Raw genomic sequence first — 11,411 nt, forward strand, 5'->3', positions numbered from 1 at the left:
AGGTCGTGCTGGTACTGGCCGACACCGATCGACTTCGGGTCGATCTTCACCAGCTCGGCCAGCGGGTCCTGGAGCCGGCGCGCGATGGACACCGCGCCGCGCAGCGACACGTCCATGTCGGGCAGCTCCTGCGAGGCGAACGCGGACGCCGAGTACACGGAGGCGCCCGCCTCGGACACCATCACCTTGGTGAGCTTCAGCTCGGGATGCTTCGTGATCAGCTCACCGGCGAGCTTGTCGGTCTCGCGGGACGCCGTGCCGTTGCCGATCGCGACCAGCTCGACGGCGTGCTCCTTCGCGAGGCGGGCCAGCTTGGCGATCGCCTCGTCCCACTTGTTGGCCGGAACGTGCGGGTAGATCACGTCCGTCGCCACGACCTTGCCGGTCGCGTCGACCACGGCCACCTTCACGCCCGTACGGAAGCCGGGGTCCAGACCGAGCGTCGCGCGCGTGCCGGCCGGGGCGGCGAGCAGCAGGTCGCGCAGGTTCGCCGCGAACACGTTCACCGCCTCGTCCTCCGCGGCCGTGCGCAGCCGCAGCCGCAGGTCGATGCCGAGGTGCACCAGGATCCGGGTGCGCCAGGCCCAGCGGACCGTGTCGATCAGCCACTTGTCGCCCGGCCGGCCCCGCTCGGCGATCCGGAACCGGGACGCGACGATCCCCTCGTACGACGAAGGACCCGGCTGCTCGGAGGGCTCCTCCGGCTCCAGGACGAGATCGAGGACGTCCTCCTTCTCGCCGCGCAGCATGGCCAGGATCCGGTGCGAGGGCAGCGCGGTGAACGGCTCGGCGAAGTCGAAGTAGTCGGCGAACTTGGCGCCCGCCTCCTCCTTGCCCTCACGCACCTTGGCGACCAGCCGGCCGCGCCCCCACATGCGCTCGCGCAGCTCGCCGATCAGGTCGGCGTCCTCCGAGAAGCGCTCGGTGAGGATCGCCCGCGCGCCGTCCAGCGCGGCCTGCGGATCGGCGACGCCCTTGTCGGCGTCGACGAACGCGGCCGCCGCGGCGAGCGGCTCCACACCGGGGTCGGCGAGCAGCCCCTCGGCGAGCGGCTCCAGGCCCGCCTCCCGCGCGATCTGCGCCTTGGTGCGCCGCTTGGGCTTGTAGGGCAGGTAGATGTCCTCGAGCCGGGCCTTGGTCTCGGCGCCGCGGATCTGCGCCTCCAGCGCGTCGGTGAGCTTGCCCTGCTCACGCACCGACTCCAGGATCGCCGCCCGCCGGTCCTCCAGCTCCCGCAGATAGCGCAGCCGCTCCTCGACGGTGCGCAGTTGCGCGTCGTCGAGCATCTCGGTGGCCTCCTTGCGGTAGCGCGCGATGAAGGGCACCGTCGAGCCGCCGTCGAGCAGCTCCACGGCGGCCCTGACCTGCCGCTCCCGTACGCCGAGTTCCTCGGCGATCCTGCCTTCGATGGACCCTGATTCGATGGACCCGGGTGTCGTCACGATCCCGTACCGCCTTCTTGACTGGGGTTGCGCCGCAATTGTGGCAGGTGGGACCGACACCCGGGGATCACGGCACGGGGAGCGGCCCGGCGCGGTCCGGAGCGGTCCGCGTGGTGACGGCCGTCAGCGCGGGACGGTCCAGGTGAAGCGCGGCTCCCGGCGCTCCAGGAACGCGGCGACGCCCTCCGCGGTGTCGTCACTGGCCCGGGCTTGAGCGATCCAGTGGGCGTCGCGGTCGGTGCGGCCGTCGGCGAACTCCTTCGCGGCGGCCTGGGTGAGCTGGGAGCGCGAGACCAGCACCTGCGTGAACTCGGCGACCCGCTTGTCGAGTGCGTCGACGGGCAGCACCTCGTCCACGAAACCGGTGCGCAGCGCCCGCTCGGTGTCGATCAACTCGCCCGAGAACAGCAGGTACTTGGCGGCGCCGGGACCGACCAGGGAGACCAGGCGCCGGGTCGCGGACGCCGGATAGACGATGCCGAGCTTGGCCGGGGTCACCCCGAACAGCGCGCCCTCCTCGGCGAACCGCAGATCGCAGGCGCCCGCGAGCTGCGCGCCGCCGCCCACGCAGTGCCCCTTGACGGCCGCCAGGGTCGGCTTGGGGAACGCGGCGAGGGCCTCTTCGGCCCGGACGGCCAGCGCCTGCGCCTCGTCCGGCGAGCCCTGGAGCGTGGAGATGTCGGCCCCGGCGCAGAAGGTGCCGCCCGCGCCCGTCAGCACCAGCACCTGCACCTGGGGATCGGCGGCCAGGGTCTCCAGCAGCGGCGGCAGGGCCGCCCACATCGCGGCGGTCATGGCGTTGCGCTTCGCCGGGTGGTGCAGGACGACGGTGGCGACCCCGTCGGTGACGCCGTGCAGCAGTTCGGGCTCCATGGCCCGGATGCTAACCGCCGCCCTCCCGGACCCGACACGTCGGCCGGGGGACGGACCGGGGGTGGCCCGGGGGCGAATCCCGGACGAAAGGGGCGACGGGGCCGCCGCGCCCGTACAACCCGAAGAGTGCGCGAAGGCGGCATGGCCGGAACAGGAACGGTCGTGGAGTGGATCGTCTCACTCGGGAACGATCGAAAACGGGCGATAATCGCTGACTTCTGTTCAGTGGTTCGGAGGGGAGCGCGTTGTTACCAACACTCGACGTGTGGTGACAATCGAGCGCGAGGGTGGCGACCGGACGATGGACAATCATGGGCGCGGGCCCGACCCACGCCCAGCAGGCGGGGCGGACGCACCTCTCGGGCCCCCGGGACCTCCGCGGGACGAGCCGCGGCCGCTGCCCTACGAGGGCGTCTGGCGGTTCACCGCCGCCGCCGTGGACGCCTCGGTCCCGCAGGCCCGGCACGCGGTGCGGGACCTGCTCCACCGGCAGGGCGTGCCCGTCTCGGACGATCTCGTCCAGGGGCTCCTGCTGATCGTCTCCGAGCTGGTGACCAACGCCGTACGGCACGCGGCCCTGCTGTCGCCGGTGCTCGCGGTGGAGGTCGCCGTGGGGGCCGAGTGGGTGCGGGTGTCCGTGGAGGACAACCACCCCTACCGCCCGACCGCCCTGGAGGCCGACCACGGCCGCACGGGCGGCCGCGGACTGCTCCTGGTGCGCGAGATCGCCCGGGAGGCGGGCGGCGTGTGCGACGTCGAGCACACGGCGGGCGGCGGCAAGGTCATCTGGGCCGCCCTGCCGCTCAAGCCCGTGCGCGTGCCCTGAGGGCCACCGGCCCCGGGGCCCGGTCTCACCAGCCGGCCGACGGCCCCGTCAGCTCGCGCACGGCCGGACGGGCCGCGTCCAGCACCGTCATGAACCACGACGAGAACGTGTCCTTCGCGTGCCGCTCCGCCAGCTCGGCGGGGGTCACGAAGGCCGTGTCGCCGACCTCCTCCGGGTCCGGCCGCAGCGCCGACTGCACCATCCCGACGTAGAGATGGTTGAACTCCTGCTCCACCAGGCCCGACGCCGGGTCCGGGTGGTTGTAGCGGACCGTGCCCGCCTCGGCGAGCAGCGAGGGGGAGACCCCCAGCTCCTCGAAGGTGCGCCGGGCGGCCGCCGCGAACGGCGCCTCACCGGGGTAGGGGTGGCCGCAGCAGGTGTTGGACCACACACCGGGGGAGTGGTACTTGCCGAGCGCCCGCTGCTGGAGCAGCAGCCGGCCCTGCTCGTCGAAGAGGAACACCGAGAAGGCGCGGTGCAGCCGCCCCGGCGGCTGGTGGGCGGCGAGCTTCTCCGCGGTGCCGATGGTCACGCCGTTCTCGTCGACGAGCTCCAGCAAGATCGCTTCCGCGGTGCCGTCCGCCGAGCTGTGCTTCGCGGTGGCAGGTGTGATCGACATACCCATCCTTAGCAATCGGTCCTCGCGTCCCCAGTCTGCCGTACGCGCCCGGCACTCCCGGCACTTCGCGCCAACGCGCGCATGTCCCGCGCACGGCGGCCGGGCCCGTGCGTGATCTTGCCCGGCGGGGTGGGCGGAGAACCGTCCAGAACGGCTGTTCCCATCCGGAACGGGGTCGGTCCCGGCACGGGGCTCATTCCGGCACCGGGTTCACGCAGACACCCGGTTGACGCGGGCATCCGGTTCAGGCAGGCATCCGTTCAGTGGCAGAGCCGCGCCTCGTGCCGCGCGTGACCGACCGGCTCCAACTGGAAGGTGCAGTGCTCGACGTCGAAGTGGTCGCCCAGACACCCCTGGAGCTCGTGCAGCATCTTCTCGTGGCCGATCGCGTTCAGCACGTCCGAGCGGACCACGACGTGCGCCGACAGCACCGGCATCCCCGAGGTGATCGTCCAGGCGTGCAGATCGTGCACGTCCTCCACCCCGTCCAGGGCGACGATATGGGCGCGCACCTCGGCCATGTCGACGTCCCTGGGGGCCGATTCGAGGAGCACGTCGAGCGTCTCGCGCAGCAGCTTCACCGTGCGCGGCACGATCATCAGCCCGATGACCAGCGAGGCGACCGGGTCGGCGGCCTGCCAGCCGGTGGTGAGGATCACCACCGCCGAGACCAGCACCGCGACCGAGCCCAGCGCGTCCGCCGCCACCTCCAGGAACGCCCCGCGCACGTTCAGGCTCTCCGCCTGACCGCGCATCAGCAGCGTGAGGGAGATGATGTTCGCGACCAGGCCGACGGCGCCGAACCAGATCATCAGCCCGCCCTCGGTGGGCGCGGGCGTGAAGAACCGCTGCACCGCCTCGTACAGGACGTACCCGCCCACCCCGAGCAGCAGCAGACAGTTGGCGAGCGCGGCGAGGATCTCCGCGCGGGCGTAGCCGAAGGTGCGATGGGTGCTCGCGGGACGGTTGGCGAAGTGGATGGCGAGCAGCGCCATGCCGAGGCCCAGCGCGTCGGTCGCCATGTGCGCGGCGTCCGCGATCAGCGCGAGGGAGTCCGCGAGCACCCCGCCGACGATCTCCACCACCATCACGGTGAGCGTGATCGCCAGCGCCACCCGCAGCCGGCCGCGGTAGGCCGCGGCGGCCGTACCGGTCGTCGGTGCGTGGGTGTGCGTATGGCCGTGGTCGTGCCCAGCCCCCATGACAGCAGCCTCCCTGTGGTCGCCCGGGATCACAGTCAACTACGGGTGGGGGGTATCCGGCAACGCGGCACTGAACACCGTTGTCATATGCTCTGACCTGCGGAAACGATCCCCAGGTCAGAGCCCTTGCCGGACCCGTCAGAGGGTCGGCGCCGCCTGCGCGCCGTGGTGCAGTCGCCAGCCCAGCCAGGCCGACTCGACCATCTCGCGCACCCCGCGCCGCGCCGTCCAGCCCAGCTCGCGCGCGGCCAGTCCGGCCCCGGCGACCGCGCGCGGCGCGTCCCCGGGCCGCCGGTCCTCCACCAGCGCCGGACGGGTGTCCCCGGTCACCTCGCCGATCAGGGTGATCAGCTCGCGCACCGAGACGCCCTCGCCCCGGCCGATGTTGACCGTGAGATCCCCGGCCGCGTCCGGCGCGGACAGCCGCCGGGTCGCCGCGAGATGCGCCTCGGCCAGATCGCTGACATGGATGTAGTCCCGGACGCAGGTGCCGTCCGGGGTCGGGTAGTCGGCGCCGAAGATCCGCGGGGCCTCGTCCCGGGTGAGCCGGTCGAAGACCATCGGGACGATGTTGAAGATCCCGGTGTCGGCCAGGACGGGCTCGGCCGCCCCGGCCACGTTGAAGAAGCGCAGACAGGCCGTCGCCATGCCGTGCGCCTGCCCCGCCGCCCGCACCAGCCACTCTCCGGCGAGCTTGGTCTCGCCGTACGGGTTCACCGGGGCGCACGGGGTGTCCTCCGTGATGAGGTCCACATCCGGATTGCCGTAGACGGCCGCGGACGAGGAGAACACGAAGCGGCGCACCCCGGCCGCGGCGACCGTCTCCAGGAGGGTGGCGAGACCGCCGACGTTGTCCCGGTAGTAGAGGGTGGGCCGCGCCACCGACTCGCCGACCTGCTTGTGCGCGGCCAGATGCACCACGCCCGTCACCGCGTGCTCGCCGAGCACCCGCTCCACCAGGGCGGCGTCCAGCGACGAGCCCCGCACCAGCGGCACGTCCGCCGGCAGCCGGGCGGGCATCCCGGACGAGAGGTCGTCCAGGACGACGACGCGCTCGCCGGCCGCGGTCATGGCGCGCGCCACATGGGCGCCTATGTATCCGGCTCCGCCGGTGATCAGCCAGGTCATGGCCGCCCACCCTATGCCGACACCCGGGCGCCGCCCGCAATGTCCCCCGATGTCCGCCCGCCCCGGGGCGCGGTTTGTTCGCCGGGCCGCCGATCACCGATGATGATCTCGGCGGAGGCCGGTCCGCGCCAGGCACGGACCGGGTCCGTCGGCACCGCGCCGCACGGCCGGAGCGTGCCGACGGGAGCCTGAACGGCCGGTGAACACGGCCTTCCCGGCATCCGATAGCCTCTGCCGACAACGCCGCCCGCCCGGCCCCGCCCGGTGCACCCCATGGGCGCCCCCACCTGCACACGACCGGCGCGGACGCGTCGGCACCCAGGGAGTGACTTCGGTTGTCGACCGCCATCCTCACCGGTCAGCCGGTTCCCGGATCGTCGCTCGAGAGCGACCTGCGGTCCCTCGGCTTCGACGTCCTCCCGGCCGCCGACGCCGCCGAGACCGGGAGCCTGCTCGCCGCGATACCGGCCCAGGAGCGCGTCGCCGTGGTCGACGCCCGCTTCGTGGGCCACCCGCACGCGCTGCGCCTCGGACTGACCGACCCCCGCTTCCCGCTCGCCGCGGTGCCGGGCGCGCTCACCGCGCAGCCCGCCGCCCGCGCGGCCCTCACCCGGGCGCTGGCCCACGAGACCACGTCGGGCGGCGGCGCCCTGGCGGTGGACAGCCTCGCCGACCGGATCGCCGACGTCCTGGTGGCCGAGGGCGACGACGTCCACCGCCCCGAGCTGGGCAGTCTGGTCGCCGAGGTCCCCACCGACCCCCAGACCCGCAACGAGGCACGGCAGGCCGTGGCCGCCGTCGACGACGAGGCCGTACGCCTGAAGTCGGCCGTGAAGGCCCGCGACGGGTTCTTCACCACCTTCTTCATCAGCCCGTACTCGCGCTACATCGCCCGCTGGTGCGCCCGCCGCGGACTGACCCCGAACCAGGTCACCACCGCCTCCCTGATCACCGCGCTGATCGCGGCCGGCTGCGCCGCCACCGGCACCCGGGCCGGGTTCGTCGCGGCCGGTGTGCTCCTGATCGCGTCCTTCGTGCTCGACTGCACCGACGGCCAGCTCGCCCGCTACTCGCTCCAGTACTCCACCCTCGGCGCCTGGCTCGACGCCACCTTCGACCGGGCCAAGGAGTACGCCTACTACGCCGGCCTCGCCCTCGGCGCGGCCCGCGGCGGCGACGACGTCTGGGCGCTCGCCCTGGGCGCGATGATCCTCCAGACCTGCCGGCACGTCGTGGACTTCTCCTTCAACGAGGCCAACCACGACGCCACCGCCAACACCAGCCCCACCGCCGCCCTCTCCGGCAAGCTCGACAGCGTCGGCTGGACGGTCTGGGCACGGCGGATGATCGTCCTGCCCATCGGCGAACGCTGGGCCATGATCGCCGTCCTGACGGCGTTCACCACCCCGCGCATCACCTTCTACGCCCTGCTGATCGGCTGCGCCTTCGCGGCGACCTACACCACGGCCGGGCGCGTGCTGCGCTCACTGACCCGCAAGGCCCGCCGCACGGACCGGGCGGCCGGGGCGCTGGCGGACCTGGCGGACAACGGCCCGCTCGTCGGTGCGCTCGTTCCCGTCCTGAAGGGCCGCGGCCCCCGCATCGCGCCGCTCAGTGCCGGTCTCGGCGCCGTCCTGGTGGTGGCCGCCGCCTGGGCCTGGGGCCCGAGCTGGTGGGTCGTCCCGCCGGCCGCCCTGTACGTCGTCACCTCGGCCGAGGCCGTCACCCGCCCCCTCAAGGGCGCCCTGGACTGGCTGGTCCCGCCGATCCTGCGGGCCGGCGAGTACCTGACCGTCCTCGTCCTGGCGGCCCGCGCGGAGGTGAACGGAGCGCTTCCGGCGGCTTTCGGACTGGTGGCCGCCGTCGCCTACCATCACTACGACACGGTGTACCGCATCCGCGGGAACGCCGGAGCGCCGCCGGCCTGGCTGGTGCGTGCCATCGGGGGACAGGACGGGCGGACCCTGCTCGTCGCCGTGCTGGCCGCGCTGCTCACCGGCGCGCAGTTCACGGTCGCGCTCACGGTCCTGGCCGTGGCCGTCGCCCTCGTGGTGCTCGTGGAGAGCACCCGCTTCTGGGTCTCCGCAGGGGCCCCAGCCGTACACGACGAAGGAGAACCCGCATGATCGGCCTCGTGCTGGCGGCCGGCGCCGGACGCCGTCTGCGCCCCTACACCGACAGCCTGCCCAAGGCGCTGGTGCCGGTGGGGCCCGCGGGCATAGAGGGCGAGCCCACGGTCCTGGACCTGACGCTCGGCAACTTCGCCGAGATCGGTCTGACCGAGGTCGCGGTGATCGTCGGCTACCGCAAGGAGGCCGTGTACGCGCGCAAGGAGGCGCTGGAGGCGAAGTACGGCCTCAAGCTCACCCTGATCGACAACGACAAGGCCGAGGAGTGGAACAACGCCTACTCCCTGTGGTGCGGCCGTGACGCCCTCAAGGACGGCGTGATCCTCGCCAACGGCGACACCGTGCACCCGGTCTCCGTCGAGAAGACCCTGCTGGCCGCCCGCGGCGACGGCAAGAGGATCATCCTCGCGCTGGACACCGTGAAGTCGCTGGCCGACGAGGAGATGAAGGTCGTCGTCGACCCCGCCAAGGGCATGACGAAGATCACCAAGCTGATGGACCCGGCCGAGGCGACCGGTGAGTACATCGGCGTCACCCTCATCGAGGGCGACGCCGCCCCCGAGCTGGCCGACGCGCTGAAGACGGTCTGGGAGACCGACCCCCAGCAGTTCTACGAGCACGGCTACCAGGAGCTGGTCGACCGCGGCTTCCGGATCGACGTCGCCCCGATCGGCGAGGTCGCCTGGGTCGAGATCGACAACCACGACGACCTCGCCCGAGGACGGGAGATCGCGTGCCAGTACTGACCCGGCTCATCCCCTCACCGGTCGTCGTGGACATCCGCCCGGGTGCCCTGGACGACCTCGGGGGTGTCCTCGCCGACGAGCGCATCTCGCACTCCGGCAAGCTCGCCGTCGCCGTCAGCGGCGGCTCCGGCGCCCGGCTGCGCGCCCGGCTCGAACCGTCCCTGCCCGGCGCCGCCTGGTACGAGGTCGGCGGCGGCACCCTCGACGACGCGGTCCGGCTGGCGAGCGACATAAAGGCCGGCCACTACGACGCGGTCGTGGGCCTCGGCGGCGGCAAGATCATCGACTGCGCGAAGTTCGCCGCGGCACGGGTCGGCCTCCCGCTGGTCGCCGTCCCCACGAACCTCGCGCACGACGGACTGTGCTCGCCGGTCGCCACCCTCGACAACGACGCGGGCCGCGGCTCCTACGGTGTGCCCAACCCGATCGCCGTCGTGATCGACCTCGACGTCATCCGCGAGGCCCCGGTGCGGTTCGTCCGGGCCGGGATCGGTGACGCGGTGTCGAACATCTCGGCCATCGCGGACTGGGAGCTGGCGGCCCGGGTCAAGGGCGAGAAGATCGACGGCCTGGCCGCCGCGATCGCCCGCCAGGCCGGCGAGGCCGTCCTGCGCCACCCGGGCGGGGTCGGCGACACCGGCTTCCTCCAGGTGCTGGCCGAGGCGCTGGTGCTCAGCGGTATCGCGATGTCGGTCTCGGGCGACTCCCGCCCGTCCTCCGGCGCCTGCCACGAGATCAACCACGCCTTCGACCTGCTCTTCCCCAAGCGGGCCGCCGCCCACGGCGAGCAGTGCGGCCTCGGCGCGGCCTTCGCGATGTATCTGCGCGGAGCCCACGAGGAGTCGGCCTTCATGGCCGAGGTGCTGCGCAGACACGGGCTTCCGGTGCTCCCGGAGGAGATCGGCTTCACGGTGGACGAGTTCGTCCGCGTCGTGGAGTTCGCCCCCGAGACCCGGCCCGGCCGCTACACGATCCTCGAACACCTCGACCTCAAGCCCGAACAGATCAAGGACACCTACGCCGACTATGTCAAGGCCATCGGTAGCTGAACTCAGACCGGTCGTCCACCCTCCGGGGGTGAAGGACCGGCGCAGCGGTGAGCACTGGATGGGGCGCCTCTACATGCGTGAGGTGTCCCTGCGGGTCGACCGCTACCTGGTGAACACCAGGGTCACGCCCAACCAGCTCACGTACCTGATGACCGTCTTCGGCGTGCTCGCCGCCCCGGCGCTGCTGGTGCCGGGGATCACGGGCGCCGTGCTCGGCGTGGTCTGCGTGCAGATGTATCTGCTCCTCGACTGCGTCGACGGCGAGATCGCCCGCTGGAAGAAGCAGTACTCGCTCAACGGCGTCTACCTGGACCGGGTCGGCGCCTATCTCACCGACGCCGCCGTGCTGGTCGGCCTCGGTCTGCGCGCCGCCGATCTGTGGGGGACGGGCCGGATCGACTGGCTGTGGGCGTTCCTCGGCACGCTCGCCGCGCTCGGCGCCATCCTGATCAAGGCGGAGACCGACCTGGTGGGCGTGGCCCGCCACCAGGGCGGGCTGCCGCCGGTCAAGGAGGCCGCCGCCGAGCCGCGCTCCTCCGGCATGGCGCTGGCCCGCCGGGCCGCCGCCGCGCTCAAGTTCCACCGGCTGATCCTCGGCATCGAGGCGTCCCTGCTGATCCTGGTCCTGGCGATCGTGGACCAGATGCGCGGCGACCTCTTCTTCACCCGGCTCGGGGTGGCCGTCCTGGCCGGCATCGCGCTGCTCCAGACCCTGCTGCACCTGGTGTCCATCCTCGCCTCCAGCAGGCTGAAGTGAGCGGCGTCAAGGTCGGCGCGGTCGTCATCACCATGGGCAACCGGCCGGACGAGCTGCGGGCCCTGCTCGACTCCGTCGCCAAACAGGACGGCGACCCGGTCGAGGTCGTCGTCGTCGGCAACGGCGCACCCGTCCCGGACGTCCCCGAGGGCGTCCGCACGGTCGAGCTGCCCGAGAACCTCGGCATCCCCGGCGGCCGCAACGTCGGCATCGAGTCCTTCGGACCCGGCGGCCGGGACGTCGACGTCCTGCTCTTCCTCGACGACGACGGCCTGCTCCCGCGGAACGACACCGCCGCGCTGTGCCGGGAGGCGTTCGCCGCCGACCCGGCGCTCGGCATCATCAGCTTCCGCATCGCCGACCCGGACACCGGCGTCACCCAGCGCCGCCACGTCCCCCGGCTGCGCGCCGCCGACCCGATGCGCTCCTCCCGGGTCACCACCTTCCTGGGCGGCGCCAACGCCGTCCGTACGAAGGTCTTCGCGGACGTGGGCGGACTGCCGGACGAGTTCTTCTACGCCCATGAGGAGACCGACCTCGCCTGGCGGGCCCTCGACGCGGGCTGGATGATCGACTATCGGTCGGACATGGTCCTCCACCACCCCACGACGGCGCCCTCCCGGCACGCGGTCTACCACCG

Annotated in this window: 11 protein-coding genes; 6 read left to right on the forward strand and 5 right to left on the reverse strand. The window is 72.6% G+C overall.

The features are described from left to right. Positions 1 to 1,442: Tex-like N-terminal domain-containing protein (locus tag G6W55_RS35725; RefSeq protein ID WP_309243880.1), on the reverse strand; the 1,442-nt coding region annotated here is incomplete at its 3' end. A gap of 123 nt (positions 1,443 to 1,565) precedes the next feature. Beyond that, positions 1,566 to 2,315, reverse strand: a complete 750-nt coding sequence (locus tag G6W55_RS35730) for an enoyl-CoA hydratase/isomerase family protein (protein WP_175524794.1) — start codon at positions 2,313 to 2,315, stop codon at positions 1,566 to 1,568. Between the two features lie 301 nt (positions 2,316 to 2,616). Here G6W55_RS35730 and G6W55_RS35735 point away from each other — a divergent pair, with 301 nt between their 5' ends. Then, positions 2,617 to 3,141 carry an ATP-binding protein gene (locus tag G6W55_RS35735; RefSeq protein WP_175524795.1) on the forward strand — a complete coding sequence of 175 codons (525 nt, stop codon included), beginning with the start codon at positions 2,617 to 2,619 and terminating at the stop codon, positions 3,139 to 3,141. A 25-nt stretch (positions 3,142 to 3,166) separates the two neighbouring features. Here the strand turns inward: G6W55_RS35735 and idi are convergent, their stop codons facing one another. The 3 genes from idi to galE all read right to left on the reverse strand — a co-directional run bounded on the left by idi (position 3,167) and on the right by galE (position 6,090). Beyond that, the gene (idi, locus tag G6W55_RS35740) at positions 3,167 to 3,760 is read right to left on the reverse strand and encodes an isopentenyl-diphosphate Delta-isomerase (protein ID WP_030790860.1); all 594 of its coding nucleotides are present in this window, start codon (positions 3,758 to 3,760) and stop codon (positions 3,167 to 3,169) included. Between the two features lie 260 nt (positions 3,761 to 4,020). Continuing rightward, a complete protein-coding gene (locus G6W55_RS35745; RefSeq protein ID WP_175524796.1) occupies positions 4,021 to 4,962 on the reverse strand; it encodes a cation diffusion facilitator family transporter in 942 nt (313 codons plus the stop codon). A gap of 138 nt (positions 4,963 to 5,100) precedes the next feature. Continuing rightward, on the reverse strand, positions 5,101 to 6,090 hold the full coding sequence (gene galE / locus G6W55_RS35750; RefSeq protein WP_175524797.1) for a UDP-glucose 4-epimerase GalE: 990 nt from the start codon (positions 6,088 to 6,090) through the stop codon (positions 5,101 to 5,103). A 335-nt stretch (positions 6,091 to 6,425) separates the two neighbouring features. Between galE and G6W55_RS35755 the strand changes: the two genes are divergently transcribed. From G6W55_RS35755 to G6W55_RS35775, 5 genes are all read left to right on the forward strand, one after another. After that, positions 6,426 to 8,216: a DUF5941 domain-containing protein gene (locus G6W55_RS35755; RefSeq protein ID WP_175524798.1), complete on the forward strand. Its 1,791-nt coding sequence runs from the start codon at positions 6,426 to 6,428 to the stop codon at positions 8,214 to 8,216. Continuing rightward, on the forward strand, positions 8,213 to 8,965 hold the full coding sequence (locus tag G6W55_RS35760) for a sugar phosphate nucleotidyltransferase (RefSeq protein ID WP_175524799.1): 753 nt from the start codon (positions 8,213 to 8,215) through the stop codon (positions 8,963 to 8,965). The genes G6W55_RS35755 and G6W55_RS35760 overlap by 4 nt, the downstream gene beginning before the upstream one ends. Beyond that, a complete protein-coding gene (locus G6W55_RS35765) occupies positions 8,953 to 10,014 on the forward strand; it encodes an iron-containing alcohol dehydrogenase family protein (RefSeq protein ID WP_175524800.1) in 1,062 nt (353 codons plus the stop codon). Before G6W55_RS35760 ends, G6W55_RS35765 begins: the two co-directional genes overlap by 13 nt. Beyond that, positions 9,992 to 10,771, forward strand: a complete 780-nt coding sequence (locus G6W55_RS35770; RefSeq protein WP_175524801.1) for a CDP-alcohol phosphatidyltransferase family protein — start codon at positions 9,992 to 9,994, stop codon at positions 10,769 to 10,771. Before G6W55_RS35765 ends, G6W55_RS35770 begins: the two co-directional genes overlap by 23 nt. 32 nt (positions 10,772 to 10,803) lie before the next feature. Next, positions 10,804 to 11,411: glycosyltransferase family 2 protein (locus tag G6W55_RS35775; RefSeq protein WP_175524802.1), on the forward strand; the 608-nt coding region annotated here is incomplete at its 3' end.

The sequence above is a fragment of the Streptomyces sp. CAI-85 genome, assembly GCF_013363615.1.
Classification (GTDB): Bacteria; Actinomycetota; Actinomycetes; order Streptomycetales; family Streptomycetaceae; genus Streptomyces; species Streptomyces antibioticus_B.

Excerpts from the sequence above, each read along its gene's own strand:
- galE (WP_175524797.1), bottom strand. The coding sequence starts at position 6,090 with ATGACCTGGCTGATCACCGGCGGAGCCGGATACATAGGCGCCCATGTG.
- G6W55_RS35730 (WP_175524794.1), bottom strand. The coding sequence starts at position 2,315 with ATGGAGCCCGAACTGCTGCACGGCGTCACCGACGGGGTCGCCACCGTC.
- G6W55_RS35770 (WP_175524801.1), top strand. The coding sequence starts at position 9,992 with ATGTCAAGGCCATCGGTAGCTGAACTCAGACCGGTCGTCCACCCTCCG.
- G6W55_RS35735 (WP_175524795.1), top strand. The coding sequence starts at position 2,617 with ATGGACAATCATGGGCGCGGGCCCGACCCACGCCCAGCAGGCGGGGCG.
- G6W55_RS35745 (WP_175524796.1), bottom strand. The coding sequence starts at position 4,962 with ATGGGGGCTGGGCACGACCACGGCCATACGCACACCCACGCACCGACG.
- idi (WP_030790860.1), bottom strand. The coding sequence starts at position 3,760 with ATGTCGATCACACCTGCCACCGCGAAGCACAGCTCGGCGGACGGCACC.
- G6W55_RS35760 (WP_175524799.1), top strand. The coding sequence starts at position 8,213 with ATGATCGGCCTCGTGCTGGCGGCCGGCGCCGGACGCCGTCTGCGCCCC.